The 19,235-nt window shown below is 46.1% G+C and carries 14 protein-coding genes, 2 tRNA genes, 1 rRNA gene and 1 riboswitch; of the genes, 5 read left to right on the plus strand and 12 right to left on the minus strand.

Annotated features, from left to right (window positions below; translation table 11 throughout):
* Positions 1 to 5: 5 nt before the first annotated feature.
* The 5 genes from LBPC_RS09295 to LBPC_RS09315 form a co-directional block, all read right to left on the minus strand.
* Positions 6 to 78, minus strand: a tRNA-Ala gene (locus LBPC_RS09295).
* A 34-nt stretch (positions 79 to 112) separates the two neighbouring features.
* Positions 113 to 186: transfer RNA gene (locus LBPC_RS09300), tRNA-Ile, on the minus strand.
* A gap of 86 nt (positions 187 to 272) precedes the next feature.
* Positions 273 to 1,842: ribosomal RNA gene (locus LBPC_RS09305) — 16S ribosomal RNA — on the minus strand.
* Between the two features lie 385 nt (positions 1,843 to 2,227).
* Positions 2,228 to 3,511: a serine--tRNA ligase gene (gene serS, locus LBPC_RS09310; RefSeq protein WP_004562115.1), complete on the minus strand. Its 1,284-nt coding sequence runs from the start codon at positions 3,509 to 3,511 to the stop codon at positions 2,228 to 2,230.
* Positions 3,512 to 3,882: 371 nt separating this feature from the next.
* Positions 3,883 to 5,460 (minus strand): helix-turn-helix domain-containing protein, encoded by a 1,578-nt coding sequence (locus tag LBPC_RS09315; protein ID WP_003591137.1) that lies wholly within the window; start codon positions 5,458 to 5,460, stop codon positions 3,883 to 3,885.
* Positions 5,461 to 5,720: 260 nt separating this feature from the next.
* On the opposite strand from LBPC_RS09315, the gene LBPC_RS09320 reads away from it, so the two are divergent.
* Positions 5,721 to 7,250, plus strand: coding sequence for a helix-turn-helix domain-containing protein (locus tag LBPC_RS09320; RefSeq protein WP_003566131.1), 1,530 nt, complete (start codon positions 5,721 to 5,723; stop codon positions 7,248 to 7,250).
* A gap of 63 nt (positions 7,251 to 7,313) precedes the next feature.
* Here LBPC_RS09320 and LBPC_RS09325 read toward each other — a convergent pair whose 3' ends face one another.
* From LBPC_RS09325 to LBPC_RS09350, 6 genes are all read right to left on the minus strand, one after another.
* Entirely contained in the window at positions 7,314 to 8,768 is a 1,455-nt protein-coding gene (locus LBPC_RS09325) for an amino acid permease (protein WP_003573317.1), read from the minus strand.
* 636 nt (positions 8,769 to 9,404) lie between these two features.
* Positions 9,405 to 9,580: riboswitch (Lysine riboswitch) on the minus strand.
* Between the two features lie 59 nt (positions 9,581 to 9,639).
* Entirely contained in the window at positions 9,640 to 10,350 is a 711-nt protein-coding gene (budA, locus tag LBPC_RS09330) for an acetolactate decarboxylase (RefSeq protein WP_003566135.1), read from the minus strand.
* A gap of 58 nt (positions 10,351 to 10,408) precedes the next feature.
* Positions 10,409 to 12,085: an acetolactate synthase AlsS gene (alsS, locus tag LBPC_RS09335; RefSeq protein ID WP_003570709.1), complete on the minus strand. Its 1,677-nt coding sequence runs from the start codon at positions 12,083 to 12,085 to the stop codon at positions 10,409 to 10,411.
* A gap of 310 nt (positions 12,086 to 12,395) precedes the next feature.
* Positions 12,396 to 12,947 carry a hypothetical protein gene (locus LBPC_RS09340; RefSeq protein ID WP_003566139.1) on the minus strand — a complete coding sequence of 184 codons (552 nt, stop codon included), beginning with the start codon at positions 12,945 to 12,947 and terminating at the stop codon, positions 12,396 to 12,398.
* Between the two features lie 119 nt (positions 12,948 to 13,066).
* A complete protein-coding gene (locus tag LBPC_RS09345) occupies positions 13,067 to 13,591 on the minus strand; it encodes a GNAT family N-acetyltransferase (RefSeq protein ID WP_003566141.1) in 525 nt (174 codons plus the stop codon).
* A gap of 521 nt (positions 13,592 to 14,112) precedes the next feature.
* Positions 14,113 to 15,033, minus strand: a complete 921-nt coding sequence (locus LBPC_RS09350; RefSeq protein ID WP_003574021.1) for an IS30 family transposase — start codon at positions 15,031 to 15,033, stop codon at positions 14,113 to 14,115.
* Between the two features lie 200 nt (positions 15,034 to 15,233).
* Here LBPC_RS09350 and LBPC_RS09355 point away from each other — a divergent pair, with 200 nt between their 5' ends.
* From LBPC_RS09355 to LBPC_RS09370, 4 genes are all read left to right on the plus strand, one after another.
* Positions 15,234 to 16,268, plus strand: coding sequence for a DUF916 domain-containing protein (locus LBPC_RS09355; protein WP_004562110.1), 1,035 nt, complete (start codon positions 15,234 to 15,236; stop codon positions 16,266 to 16,268).
* Between the two features lie 300 nt (positions 16,269 to 16,568).
* Positions 16,569 to 17,144 carry a hypothetical protein gene (locus LBPC_RS09360; RefSeq protein ID WP_003566145.1) on the plus strand — a complete coding sequence of 192 codons (576 nt, stop codon included), beginning with the start codon at positions 16,569 to 16,571 and terminating at the stop codon, positions 17,142 to 17,144.
* Between the two features lie 62 nt (positions 17,145 to 17,206).
* Positions 17,207 to 17,356, plus strand: coding sequence for a 50S ribosomal protein L33 (rpmG, locus tag LBPC_RS09365; protein WP_004562109.1), 150 nt, complete (start codon positions 17,207 to 17,209; stop codon positions 17,354 to 17,356).
* 216 nt (positions 17,357 to 17,572) lie between these two features.
* The gene (locus LBPC_RS09370; protein WP_003595009.1) at positions 17,573 to 18,190 is read left to right on the plus strand and encodes a superoxide dismutase; all 618 of its coding nucleotides are present in this window, start codon (positions 17,573 to 17,575) and stop codon (positions 18,188 to 18,190) included.
* A gap of 103 nt (positions 18,191 to 18,293) precedes the next feature.
* Here the strand turns inward: LBPC_RS09370 and LBPC_RS09375 are convergent, their stop codons facing one another.
* Complete coding sequence (locus LBPC_RS09375) at positions 18,294 to 19,175, minus strand: RluA family pseudouridine synthase (protein WP_003566157.1); 882 nt, start codon at positions 19,173 to 19,175, stop codon at positions 18,294 to 18,296.
* Between the last annotated feature and the right edge of the window lie 60 nt (positions 19,176 to 19,235).

Genomic DNA, 19,235 nt, shown 5'->3' on the forward strand with positions numbered 1-19,235 from the left:
GCCAATGGAGGATAACGGGATCGAACCGATGACCTCCTGCTTGCAAAGCAGGCGCTCTCCCAGCTGAGCTAATCCCCCATAAGGGTTGTTCAATTAACAAGCGTACGCTTGATGGGCCTAGATGGACTTGAACCATCGACCTCACGCTTATCAAGCGTGCGCTCTAACCAACTGAGCTATAGGCCCGATAGGCGTGAAGAGGTTATCCTCTCAAAACTAAACAAAGTTTCGTGTGTGCAGGTTTCCGTCAGACTTTCAGTCTGTTTCCTTAGAAAGGAGGTGATCCAGCCGCAGGTTCTCCTACGGCTACCTTGTTACGACTTCACCCTAATCATTTGTCCCACCTTAGACGGCTCGCTCCCTAAAAGGGTTACGCCACCGGCTTCGGGTGTTACAAACTCTCATGGTGTGACGGGCGGTGTGTACAAGGCCCGGGAACGTATTCACCGCGGCGTGCTGATCCGCGATTACTAGCGATTCCGACTTCGTGTAGGCGAGTTGCAGCCTACAGTCCGAACTGAGAATGGCTTTAAGAGATTAGCTTGACCTCGCGGTCTCGCAACTCGTTGTACCATCCATTGTAGCACGTGTGTAGCCCAGGTCATAAGGGGCATGATGATTTGACGTCATCCCCACCTTCCTCCGGTTTGTCACCGGCAGTCTTACTAGAGTGCCCAACTAAATGCTGGCAACTAGTCATAAGGGTTGCGCTCGTTGCGGGACTTAACCCAACATCTCACGACACGAGCTGACGACAACCATGCACCACCTGTCATTTTGCCCCCGAAGGGGAAACCTGATCTCTCAGGTGATCAAAAGATGTCAAGACCTGGTAAGGTTCTTCGCGTTGCTTCGAATTAAACCACATGCTCCACCGCTTGTGCGGGCCCCCGTCAATTCCTTTGAGTTTCAACCTTGCGGTCGTACTCCCCAGGCGGAATGCTTAATGCGTTAGCTGCGGCACTGAAGGGCGGAAACCCTCCAACACCTAGCATTCATCGTTTACGGCATGGACTACCAGGGTATCTAATCCTGTTCGCTACCCATGCTTTCGAGCCTCAGCGTCAGTTACAGACCAGACAGCCGCCTTCGCCACTGGTGTTCTTCCATATATCTACGCATTTCACCGCTACACATGGAGTTCCACTGTCCTCTTCTGCACTCAAGTTTCCCAGTTTCCGATGCGCTTCCTCGGTTAAGCCGAGGGCTTTCACATCAGACTTAAAAAACCGCCTGCGCTCGCTTTACGCCCAATAAATCCGGATAACGCTTGCCACCTACGTATTACCGCGGCTGCTGGCACGTAGTTAGCCGTGGCTTTCTGGTTGGATACCGTCACGCCGACAACAGTTACTCTGCCGACCATTCTTCTCCAACAACAGAGTTTTACGACCCGAAAGCCTTCTTCACTCACGCGGCGTTGCTCCATCAGACTTGCGTCCATTGTGGAAGATTCCCTACTGCTGCCTCCCGTAGGAGTTTGGGCCGTGTCTCAGTCCCAATGTGGCCGATCAACCTCTCAGTTCGGCTACGTATCATCGCCTTGGTGAGCCGTTACCTCACCAACTAGCTAATACGCCGCGGGTCCATCCAAAAGCGATAGCTTACGCCATCTTTCAGCCAAGAACCATGCGGTTCTTGGATCTATGCGGTATTAGCATCTGTTTCCAAATGTTATCCCCCACTTAAGGGCAGGTTACCCACGTGTTACTCACCCGTCCGCCACTCGTTCCATGTTGAATCTCGGTGCAAGCACCGATCATCAACGAGAACTCGTTCGACTTGCATGTATTAGGCACGCCGCCAGCGTTCATCCTGAGCCAGGATCAAACTCTCATATAAATATGAGCTGTTCGAATAGCTCGATTTGTTGTTCTAGCGAATTGACTTCGCAAATGTTACTTTTTGCCTCGGTACCGAAGTACCAAGGACCCTGCACATTTAAACGAAACTTTGTTCAGTTTTCAAAGGACGACCTTGTCAAAAGACAACTTTCATATATTATCACTAGCTGTTGAAATATGTCAACAACTTTTTGAATAAACATGCAACCGATATGAATTTCGGAATCGGTTATGAATTTGACAACGGAGAATATATTATCAACTTTACGAACCCGCGTCAACACTTTTTAAATGAGGTTTTGCTAAGAATTTAAAGTCCGAACGTTTGCATTAAAAAAGCAGTGAATCATTTGCGATTCACTGCATAAAGATGCATGAAACAATTAATCTTCCTTGGTGATTGCGGTTTGTCCTTGCATGTATGGTACAATCACATCAGGAATTTTCACAGAACCATCAGCTTGCTGATAATTTTCCAAAATAGAAGCTACTGTTCGCCCTACAGCAAGCCCTGAGCCATTGAGCGTGTGGACAAACTGCAATTTGCCATCGTCATCACGATAGCGAATTTGTGCACGACGCGCTTGGAAATCAGTGCAATTGCTGCAGCTTGAGATCTCACGATAGCGATCTTGCGCTGGCATCCATACTTCCAGATCATTCGTCTTCGCACTGGTGAAGCTAGCGTCATTACTTGCCAGCGTGATGACATGATAAGGCAATCCGAGCTTTTGCAAAAGATCTTCGGCATCGTGAATCAAGTTTTGAAGTTGTTTCCAAGAGTCTTCAGGCTTGCAGAACTTGACCATTTCGACCTTATTAAATTGATGCATCCGGATCAAGCCGCGAGTATCGCGACCGGCACTGCCAGCTTCAGAACGAAAAGCCGGTGTAAGTGCGGTGAAATTAACTGGAAGTTTTTCAGCATCAATAATGTCATTCCGATAATAGTTGACCAAAGGCACTTCTGCTGTTGGAATCAGAGTCAGTGGTTCACCATCATTCGTGATCGTATAGGTCGCATCAGTGAACTTTGGAAATTGACCAGTACCGAACATAGAATCATTGTTAACGAGGTATGGGGGAATGATTTCTTCATACCCTTCTTTTTGGTGCTCATCCAAGAAGAAGTTATAGACGGCGCGTTCAAGACGTGCACCAGCACCCTTATAGTAAACAAATCTGCTACCGGCAACCTTCGCCGCGCGTTCAAAATCCAGAATGCCTAATTTTTCACCAATATCCCAGTGATGCTTTGGTTCAAAATCAAACGTTGGCATGTTTCCCCATTTGTATTCTTCACGGGAATCGTCTTCATTTAACGACATTGGCACGTCATCAGCCGGAAAGTTTGGCAATCGGACGAGAATGTAGGTTACTTTTTCATTCAGCTGGGCGAGTTCTTTGTCTAAAGCCGCAATCTTTTGGCCTACTTCCCGCATGGCCTTGATTTGATCGTCAGCATTTTCCTTGTTACGTTTCATAACCGCAATTTGGCCTGAAACATCATTGCGCTTGGCTTTAAGCTCTTCAGTTTGAACGGTCACCTGACGCCGGCGCGTATCCAAAGCTAATAATTCATCAATCTCTTCACCTTTAATCGCACGTGCAGCTAACTTTTCCTTGGCCCATTCCGGTTTTTGCCGGATCAGTTTTAAATCTAACATGGTTTGTCCTCCTCATATGGTCATGATGCGTCTGAAATCTCAGTGCACACAAAAAGCCTTCCATCTCGTTGGGACGAAAGGCCATTCCGCGGTGCCACCCAAGTTTGACGCCTATGCGCCACCCTCAATAACTGATAACGGTCAGTGGCCGTGCAGTTCATCACTACCCACTAAGGCGCTGGAATATGGATGGCTGACAGCTTTCACCAACCGCTGTCTCTCTTGATCATCCAATAGACGCTTCAGACGTGTTTGCTATTCGTTCTTAAAATTACCGCATTTAGCACTGATTAACAAGCGCCCATAGTGTTTTTATTCAAAAATAATGGGAGCCAGTCCTCTTGGCCCAAATGCAAGCAGCTATTTGTCTTTTAATAAATGAACCGGGCATCTTCTAAAACCTTTTTATCCCAAAGTTCACGGAGTAAGGCATACAGTTGGCCGTAGTGGTCATTGCTAACATTGATATGCCATGGGAATATCTGTGCCTTGCCGGCTACTTTTTTGACTGGCGCAACCGAAGTCGTGATGACCAAATCGGCATCTTTCAGATTAGCATTGGGCGACGCTAATTCGACAAATGGGATAGCGTGCAAAAACGCTAGCAAGTCAATATAGCCGGTAATCGTTTGTTCAACAACTGGCGCAACCACAATTTTCTTTGGCGGCTGAAATTGGATGAGTAGTTGGTGCAAGTTGCGATACAGCGCTTCGGCCAAAACATCAATGTACCCGTCAAACGATTCGAGATGTTCTTCATCCACTACTTTTTCAAGCGTGGCTTTGATCTGAGCATAGAAAGCCGGATCATCTTTGGTCTGCTGCATGTTGGAACTGAACTCAGCGAGTAAAGTTGTTGTGAAGTCTTTTTTGAACACCAGCACGCTGACGGTGACACTCAGCATATTGGCTAACAACAGATTATACGTCTCTTCTGGCAACTGCAGATGTAGCTTAAAGTTATATGGAAAACACGCAAAGAAGGCTTGAATCAACTGATAAATTTCGGGATTATAGCGGTTGTACCGTTCGATCACACGTCGCTCAAGCGGGCCATCACTGACAATATACAGCGGCGCAAAATTAAACAGAAAATAGAGCGCATCGCTTTCCCCTTGTTGCTGCTGCTCAGATAAGCCATCTAAAACTGGATGTCCGTCAGTCAGCGCTTCAGCAATTGGTGAAAACAGATTTGGCATTGGATACCGTAAAATCTGTGAATCCGGATCATGCGTCAACACCTGCCCTGTCAAAATGCGTTGATGTGCCACCGCAATGTAATAGAGCAACAATTCACGTGTAACGACATTCACATCGCCGCCTTTAAAGGCTTTAAGAACGGCATCAAGAATTTCGCTGGCACGCTCATGCGTCATATTTTCAAATGGCCAATCCGCCCCGTTCGTTGCTAACCAATATGTTAACCCCAAAAAAATTCGGATATTTAATTCTGACCCAATAAACGACAATGTCTCATATGAAAATTGAACCCCACTGGTTTTGGCGTAACCACGAATAGGTTTCAGATGTCGCAAAATGGTGGCTTTGGAACTATCGGACGCCATTAAAAAGTCATCAAAGTTTTGATAGCGCTTATATAAAACTGCGTCCAAAAAACGATATGGGTTCGACTTTTTCACCAGATCATAGCGAAATTCATCAATTGGAATGGCAAACAACATTTTAGTGGACGCATGCTTGCGACCCAGTATCTCCTCCAGAGAGTTAACCAACCCAGTGTAGGTATTATAGACACTCCCATAGTTACGATTAGTAATCGCCGCAATTTGTTTTAAATTCACATCGCCGACAACCGAATAATGTGCGTGATCACCAGCCAACTGCGTTCTCACCGGCGTCTGCGCAATTCGTGCCGAGATAATGGCGTGAAACAAATTGAGCTTTTCAGCATCGGACATCGACAAAAAGATGTCGTGATTGGCTTCCATGGACTCCCCACCCCTAAAATACGATTTTGTGTCTTTTATTATACGTCATACTTTGTCAAGACGCAGGCATTCACCCCTGTTACAAGTACAAGTCGGGTCTAAAAACTATACCAAATTGTTATTGTTCATTTACTCGGCTTTAGAAAATAGCGGGTTTCCCTAAAGTTCAATGTTTCACTAACAAACTGTCATCATTTTTACTTTTTTTGTTATAATTGACGTAGGTAGGGGTGAATTGCTTTTAGATAAGGGGGTGTACCATGCTGTATGAACAAACTTTTTTAGATCGCGCTGATCTGCAGAAGTTCCAAATGTTCGCAGCGATCAAAGATACCAATGTGCAAACATACACGATCAATACCCTCAGTCAGCACCTAGACCTTTCCTATCAGCAAGGGTATAACATCTTGCAGGAACTTTTCCGCGACTTGACAGTTTTAACAAAACATCCAGAAAAAATGAAACGGAAACAAATCAGTCTTCTGGTCGATATCGATATTACAGTGGACGATTATCATCTGTATTTGTTGCAGCACGCTATCGCCTTCCAATTTGTCGATTACATTGTGCAAGCTAATCACCCGTCCACAGACAAGTTCTGTCGTGCCCATTATATCAGCCGTTCCACGTTGGTTCGCAAGACGTCTGCTCTCCGTAATCTTCTTAAACGGTATCAGCTTAAGTTGTCCTTTAGCGACTTAGGCTTTGCCGGTCAGGAAAGCCGCATCAGATTGTTCTTGTTCGCCTTCTATTGGATTGGCTACCACGGCGTCGATTGGCCATTCAAAGTTTTAGATGAACAAAAAATTGTTCAGGAATACACCGCCTTACCCAGTGCCAAAAAGAATCCGGTCGATATTCTTGAAGAAGTATTGTTTTGGGCCATCAGCCGCGTGCGCATAAGTGGCAACCATTTCGTTGACGGCGCGGCGCCATTTGACAAAATTTTCGATGAGTATTCACCTTTTCAATATCCGGTTTACACGAAAGAAATGTTTCCTGCTTACGACACACGGTTTATGAAAAGCGAAAACGACTTCTTCTACTTTCAGCAAAATCGCACCATTACATTTTTACCAACTGACGCCACGAGTGATGCTTTTATCCGCTACCTAAGTGACAAAAAAACCGTGACGACAGATTTCACTAAGCGACTCTTGGCTTTTTTGAATGCTCATGTTCGACCTGACAGTGATTTCGATGTTTATCACGAACACGAGCTAGTTCTGAATCTAGCTCGGATCGCGTTGAACAATGAGTTTCTGGGCGGCGATTTCATGCACATCGTGGATTACTATCAACCTGAAGGGCTGCCATACACAGAGACTAAGCTGTACCATACCTTGCAAACGTTCATCGCTGGTTTGCCAGACACCCCTGCCTACCGTCGTTTTCTTGGTAAAAATGCAGGATTTTTGCGCATTATTCATTATCTTTTGGCTCCTTATTTGCGATACTTCTCAGAAACACCAGTTGTGCAAGTGAAGCTGGTTTACCTAGGACATGATCTCCTCAATCGCCGTTTGGTAAACTTTCTGGACGATCTTAGTGTCGTTGATTTGTTGCCAGATGATGCGCCTTGTCAGGAAGCTGACCTGGTGATTACCAGTGTCGACAATGAAGCCGCCATTAGAGCAGCAGCACCATCGGATTTCAAAGGCGAGGTTGCCACTTGGATTATTGATGATGACGACAGTGCTATTTTCCAACTTTATATGTTGATTCGCCGCCTTTATCTCGGCAAAACAGCTTCAGCACGCTCATCAGAAACTGGTACTTTCAAGTGGTGATAGCATCACCTAAAAAGGCAGTTCCCACTCAGTTCAATGTGTGGAAACTGCCTTTTTGCATCGTTAATTTCGGTGATCTCGGTGAGCGGACAGATCAACTTGGTCTAACGGAATCATTTTTGTCCGATGCTTCACTTTGTACCAGACGAATAAGACAATAAAAAGCGGGATTGACATGTAGGAAACCAGTAATCGACCCCAGGCAAAATTTTGAACTGCCTGCAAATCCTGACCAACGATGACAATGAGACTCATAATAATCGCCAGAATTGGGCCAACCGGAAACCATTTTGCATGATACTTGAGTTCACTCAGATCGTGTCCTTGCTTCACGAAAGCGCGCCGAAAGCGAAAATGTGAGACAGCAATGCCTAACCATGCAAGAAATCCAGTCAAACCAGAAGCTGCAACCAGTAGTTGATAGACATGCGGTCCCATAATGCTGGTTAAAAAGGTGAAAGCACCAACCAAGGTTGTTAACAGCAGTGCCGCAACTGGAATCCCCCGGTTATTCGTTTTCTGGAAAACGCGCGGCGCAAAACCGGAACCACCCATTGCCCACAACATGCGGGTCGAGGCATACATCCCTGAGTTAGCCGAGGACAAAACCGATGTCAAGATGACCGCGTTCATGACACTGGCCGCTCCTGCTAACCCAATGCGATCAAATACCAAAGTGAATGGCGAAATCGCAACTTGATCGACACTCGCACCTAATAAATTCGGGCTGGTATAGGGAATGATGGCAGCAATGATCGCAATAGATAAAATATAAAAGAGCAAAATTCGCCAAAACACCTGTTTAATCGCTTTAGGAATACTCGTTTCCGGCGTGGCACTTTCTCCCGCGGTAATGCCAATCAGTTCAGTCCCTTGAAAAGAAAAACCAGCAACGACGAAAACGGCTAGGGTAGCTGGCAACCCACCAACAAATGGCGCCGCTCCGGTTGTGTAATTTTTCAAACCAATCGGGCCATTGCCGCCCATGATCCCAACGATGGTCAATAGACCAACAACGAGAAAGACCAGCACTGTGACAATTTTGACTAATGAAAGCCAATACTCAGTTTCACCAAAGGACTTAACAGAAATAATGTTGATGACAAAAATCAACGCTAAGAACCCCATTGAAATCAGCCATCCAGGCACATCTGGCAGCCAAAAATGCATCACGATTGCGGTGGTGGACACATCAACGGCCACCGTGATTGCCCAATTAAACCAATAATTCCAACCAAGTGCGAACCCAAATGCCGGATCAACAAATCGGCTAGCATACTCGGAGAACGACCCCGAAACGGGAACATAGGTAGCCATTTCACCAAGACTGGTCATTAGGAAAAAGACCATCAACCCGATGCCGACATACGCAGCAATGGCCCCGCCTGGTCCAGCGGTGGCAATCGCACTCCCACTGGCAACAAAGAGACCAGTGCCAATGCTGCCGCCTAAGGCAATCATGGAGAGATGGCGAGTTTTGAGTTCACGTTTGACTTGATTTGATTCTGACTGTGCCAATAGTTTGCTCCTTTGAAGTTTTTGATAGGTTGAGAATGCGAGGCCCGGGGAGTGAGGTTAGCTTTCTATAACGCACGAACCAGCCCAGAAACCTGCGCATAAGGACCTTGGACGCAATGGTCAAAACCCGGCCGCCCGTTTAGATTTAAGGCATCTTTCGACTGGCGGCCGTAACTGATACTGTGCTAGCTTTCTATAACGCGCTCGCAGTCGCAGAAACCTACACATAAGGACGTCGGCCCTAACGGCTGGCCCGTTTAGATTCTCACAGCATTTTTCGACTGAGTGGCTCATAATCGGCTCTTGGGTAGCTTTCTATAACGCGCGAACCAGCCCAGAAACCTACACATAAGGACCTTGGACGCAATGGTCAAAACCCGGCCGCCCGTTTAGATTTAAGGCATCTTTCGACTGGCGGCCGTAACTGATACTGTGCTAGCTTTCTATAACGCGCTCGCAGTCGCAGAAACCTACACATAAGGACCTTGAGCCTAAATGGCCAAAGCCCGGCCATTTGGGTTCAAGGCCACTTATGTTCCGGTTTCTAAGCGCTCCTGCTCGCGCTCACAAAAAAAGCCAACGGGCGAGAATCAACCCATCAGCTTATCATTTTTCTTGCAATGACTAAACGTGATCCGATTCATTAGCGCCCCGCGATGTTCGCGACAGTCCAGCGGATGTTGTCCAACTGGCCCAATGTCGGATTTCTGAACAAATCCGGCATTTCGGCATCCACCCCTTTTGCAACCGCGCATCTGGCGTTCAGGCCATTGCGGTTAGGATTCATGACAGATGCAACCTCTAATCGTTATTGGTTTACACGTTAACATGTTCGGCCTTCAACAGCAACTGCCTCTCACAAGGCTTTAACTCAATTCTCAGCCTTGCGAATATCGGCTACCAGTGTTGCCGTGTCAAATTTTTGCTTTAAAAAAGCATCGTTGGTTGTCGGCAGATGTAGCTGGAAGTCACTAAACTTTTGCAGAAACAATTCGCCACTGTCGAGTTCGAAGCCAAGAATATGGCCACCCATGTGATGATCAGCGTCAAGAAAATGCAAGTGGAACCCCGGTGACACCGCACCCGCATAGAGATCAGGCGAATAATACCCAATCAATGTACCCTTGATATTCTCAGCGTTGAATTCTTTTTGACCTGAAGCTGTTTCAGTAAGCGTTGGATACGGTGGCTGTTGTGGCAACACCGCGCGTGTATGCATCTGCGTAAACCGCCCCTCAACGCGTACTGCAGCAAAAAGATTGGCCGTTTGAAGGCGTTCCAAAACCGTTTTTTGAAAGCCTGACAAATCAAGTCCTTGTAGTTTGCCTACAGATTTATCAGCTTGATAATGCACGTTTGCAAACGGTACTTCTTCTTCTGACCCGACTTCGCGAACAGCGCCTTGTGCATTGACTTGATAAACTTTGCTATCAATGATCACAAGTTCGCCATCTAGCCCCGTCAAAGTGCCAATACCAGTATTGCCATGCTGCAGCAGTTCTTCAATCTTTTGCGTACCAGCAAACAATCCGGGTACAAGCATTGCCAATGTGCCATGTTGATATAACCGATCAGTATTCACAGATGGTCTCCTCCTATTACGCGATCGCCAAGCGCAATGCTGACGAATGAACAAAAGCTTAGTAAATTTGGTCAGGAAGCATCGCCGCGCCAAGCTCCGCATTATCAGAATAATCAACTGGAATATCAACTAAAACTGGGCCTGGTGTAGCAAACGCCTCATCCAAAACCTGCCCTAATTCACTTGGTTTATTGACCCGCAGTCCCTTTGCTCCAAATGCTTCTGCATACTTCACAAAGTCAACCGGACCAAAGTCAACGCCAGCTGCACGACCGTACTTCATTTCCTCTTGAAATTTTACCATATCATAATGGCCATCATTCCAAATAATATGCACTAAGTCTGCATGCAAGCGCACTGCTGTTTCTAATTCCTGTCCGGAAAAGAGAAAGCCGCCATCACCAGAAACTGAGACCGCCTTTTTTCCTGGGCGAACCAACGTTGCAGCAATCGCCCATGGTAAGGCGACACCGAGCGTTTGCATCCCATTGGAAAACAGCAAATGCCGCGGTTCATAACTTCTGAAGTGCCGAGCCATCCATATATAATGACTCCCAACGTCAACAGCAACGGTCATTTCATCCGTGACCCGCTCCTGTAAGGCGGCAACAATGCTGAGCGGATGAAGCACTTTTTGATCAGCAATTGCCGGTGGTACATCGCTATCCTGCAGTTTTGCCTGAAGGTCTTCTAAATAGCGCTTGCTGCCAGGTGCAACTTGATAGCCACGTAACAATGGCACCAAAATATCTAACGTTTGCGAAATATCACCAATGAGTTCAGTTTCCGGCTGGAAGTTATGATCAATCTCAGCTGGAACATCATCAATAACAATGATGCGCGCCTTGCCATCCGCATTCCAGTTACGTGGTTCATATTCAACGGGATCGTACCCAATAGCAATGACCAAATCACTATGTTGTAACAACATGTCACCTGGTTGATTGCGGAACAGGCCAACCCGGCCGAAGAAGTTGTCAATCTGACGGTGAGAAATGATGCCAGCACCTTGGAAAGTTTCCACAACAGGTAGTTCCGTTACTGAAAGTAATTCGCGAATCTCTGCTGTTACATCACTTGACGATGCCCGCATTCCTAACAACAACACTGGCAATGACGCTTCCTTGATGGCGTGCGCCAGATACGTCATATCACTGGGACTAGCCGGTCCAAGTTTTGGTGCGACCAGTGGTTTTATCGGTTCCGAGTTGACTGGCGAATCTGTGACATCTTGCGGAATAGAAACAAAACTTGCGCCTTGCTTGCCAGATTCAGCCGCTTGATACGCGTTCGCAATTATTTCACTCACGTTATCGGGGTCCTGAACTTCAGCCGCATATTTGGTGATCGGGGCAAAAAGATCGGCGTTACGCATGCTTTGATGAGAACTTCGCAGCAAATCAGCGCGTTTGACCTGACCGGATAAAGCCAAAACCGGATCACCTTCAGCCGTTGCGGTTACCAAGCCGGTTGCCAAGTTTGATGCTCCCGGTCCTGAAGTTGTCAGAACAACCCCTGGTTTGCCGGTCAAACGACCGATGCCAGCGGCCATAAACGCCGCATTTTGTTCATGTCGCGCAACGATTAGCTGCGGACTCTTTTCTGATTTAGGATGCTCCAGACTTTCAAAAACCCGATCAATTTTGGCTCCAGGAATCCCAAAAACATAGTCAATGCCGTGATTCGTTAAACTTTCGACGATCAAATCCGCACCATAGCGCTTCTCTTCTGCCATTTTGCCACTTCCTCCTGATTGATGTGTTTCATATTACGCTTATTGTGTTTCGATTCAACCCTATTTTTATTGAAAAACAGCAATTAAACAGCAAATTGCTGTTACATTATTTCCATAAATCTGTTTCATTCCATTGACAATGCGGCGTACTTTTCTTACGAATGGTTTGCTAACGCCATCATGCCACAAAAGTTGATCACGACCCAATAGTTTGCCTAGTCTTCGCTGAGCCGCAACACATTAGTTAAAAAAAACACCGCCTCTAAAAGACGATGTTCATTAAATACACTGCATAAGCTGGATAAACAGATCATTGCATCTTACGACTGATTTTGCCAATACCAGTCTGCGGATCAGTCAGTTTAATTGTAAAACCAAATTTAGTGAAAATATGCCGCAGCTTTGTCAAATTAACCTTGTCAAACGAACTAATCGTACCGTCGACTTGGGCAATGTCAGCTTTCGTTGCCAAATTAATGAAAGCTTTCAAAGCAAGCTGGGCCAAGCCCATATTTTCAAAATCGTAGAAAGCGAGCCGGCTCTCCGACCCAAGGGTCTCCAAGACAGTGATGTGCATGCCGTTATCCCAACGATTGGTTTCAAACAAAAGTTGTGACTGATAATCCGCTTTGGAATGGCCATATTTATCAACATTTTCAAAAGGCGTATAAACGTAAATTGAATTTGTTTTTTGCTTTTGCTCATCGAATTTAAAATCAGTAAACACAATATATTGGCTTACCTTTTTTTGGGCTGCGTCCTGCGGTTGATTCATGCTAGACAGCACGGTTAGCCGTGGATCTGCCTCGATCGCTGCAAGCCGCTTGTTATACGCTTGCTGATACTCTGTTTGCACAGTCATCTTGAAACCTCCAGACTATTACTCGTTTTCATTATAACATTTTTCAAACCGATGCCTATCTAAAAGAGAAAAACCGGGATGAATTCACCCGGCTTTCATAAAATAGCTATAGTAATTTCTCATTTTTCAAACTGATTGGGGAGTAATCGGTAGTATCGCTCATTGCGCGGTTGATCAGGTGTCAACCCACGAGGGAGCGGCACTTCGAACTGAAAATCAAAGCCGAGACGCTGTAACAAGTTGATAGAAGCGATATTTTCTGGAAAGACACCTGCCCAGACGGCTTGAATGCCGTTATGAAATTGATCATCGATCACCAGTCGCAAGCCTTCGGTCATGAAACCACGATGCCAAAAATGGGGATGCAGGATATAGCCGATTTCCCGCGTCATATCATCCCCGGTCAAAGGCGATAAATCACGCGGATAGACGCCGATGTTGCCGACAACATGCTGCCGATACACCAATGCCAAATCCTGCTTTTCACGGGCAAATCGTCGAATGTGTTCTAAGGCGGCTGCTTGTGACTTTAAGGGGGTCATGCCAGCTGGTAATGTGGCTTGTTTTAAATGTGCATAGGCGAAATAATCCTCAACGTCAGTCAATTCAAATGGCCGGACAGCGACTCGCGATCCTTTCAGCATCAGCAGCTCCTTTCAGACTAACGGTCTCATGAATTGGAAAGATTTTTCTACTTTGTGAGATCGTCGCAGCTTTTTTTTGGTTTCTTCGCCATATTTTAAAGTGACGAAACTATTTTTCTTTTCATATTATCGAGTATTCGCAACCAGATAACAAGCCCTAGCTCCTTTCATGATGCGTCCATCACAAGCTTCCAACGCTTTGTTTATTGAAATAATCGGTAAAATAAAGTTGTTATCTTGTGACTGTCCGTTATCGCCGACTATATTGAATGCAGTTTAAGCTAGTGACCAACACTTGGACTGGGATTTTTTATAAGAAAGGAGGACGCACCGACCAGAAATGAAACGCACATATGTCAAGTTGATGAAACGACTTAAAACAATCGAATCCGAAAACTAGCGACCTTATTCATGCTTATATTTTCGCCAGATGTGGTGATCTTCATTAAAATGGCTGCACTGGTGTGTCGGTTCATCACCATCAACCTGCAGATAGTCACTCCTAGATTGCAATAATAAAGTTACCACCTAGAAAGAGGCTTGCTCACTGCTTGAACTGGGGTTTGCCAACGGAGACATTTTCTAGGTTTGTTATTGATAAGCGCTGTGGCTTGTTGAATATCGGTCTCTGAAACCTGATCAAACTGTGTTCCCTTCGGGAAATAGTAGCGAAGTTCTCGATTGAACCGTTCATTTGTGCCCCGTTCATTCGGGTGATAGGCGTGGCAAAAGTAAACCGGTATCCGATAGCGCTTTGTAAGCGCCTGATCGCAGGAAAACTCTTTACCGTGATCAACCGTCACTGATCGAACCGGACCCGGAAAGTCCACCATCAGTCTTGCAAATCCCTTGAGAACAGCATTTTGTGATAAGTTTTCAAGCTTAGTTGTCGCCATTAAACGTGTCACCCGATCGACAATGGTCAAAACAGCAGCCTTTGACCCGCGACCACCGCGAACTGTATCCATCTCTAAATGTCCTTTTTCGGTTCGCCGATTAGCTGACTCACTGCGAATCTCAATTGAGGTGCCTACTGCTTGGTTATAGCGCGACCGAAGGTCTTGTCTTCTTTTATGACGTTTACCGTGATCAAAGAGTTGGCTTGGCTGAAAATCGACTTGTCTTTGATAAATCCAGTGGTAAATCGTGTGTGGCGCACAGTGAACGGCATAACCGACCATTTCAGGGGACCAACCTAGGTTTAGCTTCTCAGTTACCATCCGCTTCAACTTAGGCGTTAAAATCGAGTGCCGACCACAACGATGCCGACAAGTATCGGCATGATCCTGAGCTATAATGGCGCAGTAATCACCTTCAGGGCAACGGTGAAGCTCATGCCTAATAGAAATACGAGAGCGGCCTAAGGTCGCGGCGATGTATTGAATCGTGTGGTGTTGCATCAGTTCTATCTGAGATCGTTCAATTAAGGTTATAATGGCCATGGGACCTGTCCTTCTCTCTAGATGGTATGTTATGCAAACACCATTTTAGCAAGAACGGACAGGTCTTTTTTCACATTTTCTGGGTGGTAACTTTAATTATGCAATCTAGGCACTGACAACTATCTGCTACATAAAGTTGGATAAAAACATCCACCGATACCGCTTCGACGACGGTATTAGCGGTCTGTGGAGGGTTTGTCATGAAAAGAATCGCTTTGTTTGCACTAATGGTGCTAGTCATCAGTCCATTTCTCATTGCAGCAGGGCAAAAGACTACCGCAACAACACCAGAGTTTGCTGTTACGCCTGTGCTGCCAAGTAATCAAAAACAGGCAGACGCAGGCTATTTTGACTTGCAGGTCGATCCTGGCCAACAAGAAAATTTGCAACTTCGCATCAGCAACCTATCTGATCAGGTGCAAACTTATACAATTGCCGTGAACCCTGCTTATACCACCGATAGCGGTGCCATCGCCTTTGATCGCGCTATGCCGCCTTTGAACCAAGATGCACGCCGTTTGAATACGCTCATTAGCGGGCCGGAAAAAGTCAGTGTACCAGCCAAAACAGAAAAATTGGTCACTTATATATTAAAAGCACCGAGCCAGCATTTTATTGGCGTTATTTCTGGCGGTTTCTATGTGTCTCCTGAAAATGACTCCAGCACCAACAAGTCGGTAAGCGGCGTTCGCTTCACAAATCGTTTTGCTATCGGGATCACCACTATTTTGCGCCAAGATTTCAAGACGCCTAATCCGCCACTACTGGCAATGACAAAAGCAGGCATTGGTACGATTAACCACTATGCCGCCGTCCAAGCAACCATCAGCAATCCTTCTGGCAATCAGTTCGGTGACATCACGAGTGACTATGCCTTAAGCAAAACAGGAACAAAAAAGGCCTTGATAACCGGTCATTTTGTGGGGCAAGCCGTCGCTCCGCACTCATTTTTCACCCAAAGCATCCTGCTCAATGACCGCAAACTCATGGCTGGTGACTATTCCCTCAAATGGACAGCTAAATCAGGCGACTTTTCTTGGACAAAAACACTTGCCTTTCACTATAGCGGTCATTTACCAAAAAACACCCTACAACCTGTTGTCAACAAACCAAAGACAAAAGCACCTGACAATCCACAACTGCCTTGGATCATTACTGGTATCGCCATTGCGCTTCTCCTCATCTTGACCGGTACATGGGGCTGGAGCACTTGGCATCGGCGGCATAACCAGTAGAAAAACGTGCTGCCTGCTCACGATTGGCTTATGATAAAGGGAGAGCGTGAACTGATGCGGTTAGAAACCGGAACATAAGTGGGCTGGGACGCGATGACTGCACTTTGGTCATTGTGGCCAAGGTCCTTATGAGGAGGTTCCTGCGCCAGTGATCGCGTTTAAAAAGAGCGTGAATTGGCGCGGTTAGAAACCGGCATATAAGTGGCCTCAAATGCAATGATGCGCCGCCATGGTCATTGTGCTCGAGGTCCTTGTGAGACGGTTTAGGCGTCAGTGAGCACGTTTAAAGGAGGACTTCCCATGTCAAACAATCGCATGCTCGGAAATGAGTTTCAAACAGCATATGAAAGTGCTGGCGGAACGGATATTTTAAAATTTTTAGCGAATGTCAAGCAGGCATTCCAGTGCATTACGGATTTAACTGCACGAATCACTGGTATGCCCGATTCGGTTAAAAGTGAGTCTGTCTCTCAGTTATTAGTTCAACAATTGGATCAGACAACCTTCGCCGAAAGTGCCGTGCGTCAATGGGAAGACGATTTGCATCGCTTTGCTGCTTATCTCACACCACTAGAACCACCTATCGCAATTCTTGATAGTTGGGATACATTAAATGACTTTTTGGAAGCGAATCAAGCATTGTTGAGTTCATTGCAAAATGTGCCTCTATTGACCCAAGAAACTCAAGAAGTCAAAACAACATCGCAGTTGTTCGTCTATCCAGCAGAACCCCTATTCCAAGTCGTTCAGGCCGACACTGGCGAAAGCGACTCAATTGATTTGGCCGGTTTGGCAGATGCTGATCCTGAAGGTGTCGCTGAAATTGCGCAGAATCACGGTGTTACACCTTTTGCAGCGTTTAATGCCCAGCCTTGATTTTAGGCTGTCAATCCTGTATGCTTGACAGGTTAAATTATGAAAAAGTGAGGTGCTAAAACATGCGGAATAACATCATCTTAGGCAACAATGAAACCGGCGAACGGATCTATTTGACTTCCAAGAACAAGCGGAATACACCTGATCGTTTGCAACTCAAGAAGTATTCACCGAAGCTGCACAAGCGCGTGGTTTTCACCGAAGTTAAGTAATTATTCAATGACTTCATCAGTCTATATCGCCTCCTATCAGTGTTTATCATTGGTGGGACGCGATATTTTTTGTCTTTTTATGACTGCTGATGAGCCACCACTGGCACAACATTATTATTAACATGAGCAAGTTATTAGGCTGGCCATTCTTCAACATGCTAAAGTTACTTATAGTAAGTGTGTGACGCTGTCCTCAAACAAGAAAGGTTGATTCCTATGACATTTGTTTTGCCAGATTTACCTTTTGACTACGCAGCTCTTGAACCTTACATTGACGCAACAACGATGCACCTTCACCATGACAAGCATCATCAGACATACATTGATAAACTTAATGCCAGTTTAGATGGTGTCCCTCAGGCGGCCGGCAAATCCATTGAGCAACTATTGACAGGGCTTGATGCGCTGCCAGAAAGCGTGCGCGTTTCCGTCCGGAACAATGGCGGCGGACACTATAATCACTCATTGTTTTGGACGATGCTGAGTCCTGAAAGCACCATCAAACCGGACGGCCAATTATTAGCAGATCTTGAAAGTACCTTCGATTCATTTGACAAGTTCAAAGCCGAATTCAGTCAAGCAGCTTTATCTGTTTTTGGATCAGGTTGGGCCTGGCTTGTCAAAGACAACGCGACCTTAAAAATTGTGACGACAGCAAATCAAGATTCACCAATCACGTATCATCAGTACCCGCTGCTAGGCTTGGATGTCTGGGAGCACGCGTATTACTTGCATTATCAAAATCGCCGACCAGAATATGTGGACGCCTTCTTCAAGGTCATCAACTGGCAGACGGTTGAAAATCGCCTGATGCATCCCGATACAAACGCCTGACGATGTTTGGTCACTAACTTTACTAAAAGCCGAAGTGCAAACACATTTTGCACTTCGGCTTTTTTTCATGTCTTCGTCTGAATCTACTGCACGTCATACTAGGTCAGATTGTTGGCTCAATTTGGGGTGCTTCTGTCAGCAGTTGGTTAAACAAAGCCGGCACCGGCAATTCAGCCGTAATCCGCTTTTCCGAAAAAGGATCCGTAAATTTCAACCGCGTCGCCTGCAAGGCTTGATACGGTATTCGCGCATCTGGCTGACCATAAAGGTGATCGCCAATTAATGGATGACCTAAACTTGCAAAATGAACGCGAATTTGATGTGTCCGACCGGTCAGCAACTGGACATCAACCAAAGTATTGGTTTTTTCTTTTAAAACCCGGTATTTTGTCAGCGCCGTCTGGCCATCAGCTGCCACAATTCGGTGAATGCCATCCGCCGCTAATTTCAGAGGTGCATCAATTTCACCTTTTGGGGATGGCAATTTACCGCTGACAACCGCCAAGTAATGCTTCGTCAGTGTGCGTTGATGTGCTTGATCAAACCGGCCTTGTGCGTATGGATGTTTTGCAGCCAGCACCAGTCCGACAGTATCGCGATCAAGTCGAGTCATGATGGCTGGTTGTGGTGCGTCAATTTTTTGCTCAACCAAATAGCCCGCAATACGATTCAATAAACTCGAATTCGGTGTGTGGGGTCCGGGAACGCTTGTCAATCCAGCTGGTTTTGAGACAATTAGCCAATTAGCATCTTCATAAATGACTTCTAAAGGCGCAAACTCTGGCGTCAGCGTTTTGCTAGTCGGAATTTCAAAGCGGATAATCTGGCCAGCTTCAACCGGACCATTGCCAGATGCTTGCCCATCAACCCAGATCAAATGATCTGCCAGCATTTTTTTGAACAAGCGATGACTGACACCTTGCTCTGCTAGCCAACGTTTGACCGTTGTCGACCGTGTCACCTTTGACGTAAATGAATATCGCATACCTATTTCCTTTCGCCATCCCTCTTCCGCACTTAAAACCGAACGAATCGGAATCCAGAT

It is taken from the genome of Lacticaseibacillus paracasei subsp. paracasei (assembly GCF_000829035.1).
GTDB classification, from domain to species: Bacteria; Bacillota; Bacilli; order Lactobacillales; family Lactobacillaceae; genus Lacticaseibacillus; species Lacticaseibacillus paracasei.

Bases quoted from the DNA above. Each gene is read 5' to 3' on its own strand.
- LBPC_RS09360 (WP_003566145.1), top strand. From the start codon at position 16,569: ATGTCAAACAATCGCATGCTCGGAAATGAGTTTCAAACAGCATATGAA.
- alsS (WP_003570709.1), bottom strand. From the start codon at position 12,085: ATGGCAGAAGAGAAGCGCTATGGTGCGGATTTGATCGTCGAAAGTTTA.
- serS (WP_004562115.1), bottom strand. From the start codon at position 3,511: ATGTTAGATTTAAAACTGATCCGGCAAAAACCGGAATGGGCCAAGGAA.
- LBPC_RS09370 (WP_003595009.1), top strand. From the start codon at position 17,573: ATGACATTTGTTTTGCCAGATTTACCTTTTGACTACGCAGCTCTTGAA.
- LBPC_RS09355 (WP_004562110.1), top strand. From the start codon at position 15,234: ATGAAAAGAATCGCTTTGTTTGCACTAATGGTGCTAGTCATCAGTCCA.
- LBPC_RS09350 (WP_003574021.1), bottom strand. From the start codon at position 15,033: ATGGCCATTATAACCTTAATTGAACGATCTCAGATAGAACTGATGCAA.
- LBPC_RS09375 (WP_003566157.1), bottom strand. From the start codon at position 19,175: ATGCGATATTCATTTACGTCAAAGGTGACACGGTCGACAACGGTCAAA.
- rpmG (WP_004562109.1), top strand. From the start codon at position 17,207: ATGCGGAATAACATCATCTTAGGCAACAATGAAACCGGCGAACGGATC.
- LBPC_RS09315 (WP_003591137.1), bottom strand. From the start codon at position 5,460: ATGGAAGCCAATCACGACATCTTTTTGTCGATGTCCGATGCTGAAAAG.
- LBPC_RS09345 (WP_003566141.1), bottom strand. From the start codon at position 13,591: ATGCTGAAAGGATCGCGAGTCGCTGTCCGGCCATTTGAATTGACTGAC.
- LBPC_RS09340 (WP_003566139.1), bottom strand. From the start codon at position 12,947: ATGACTGTGCAAACAGAGTATCAGCAAGCGTATAACAAGCGGCTTGCA.
- LBPC_RS09320 (WP_003566131.1), top strand. From the start codon at position 5,721: ATGCTGTATGAACAAACTTTTTTAGATCGCGCTGATCTGCAGAAGTTC.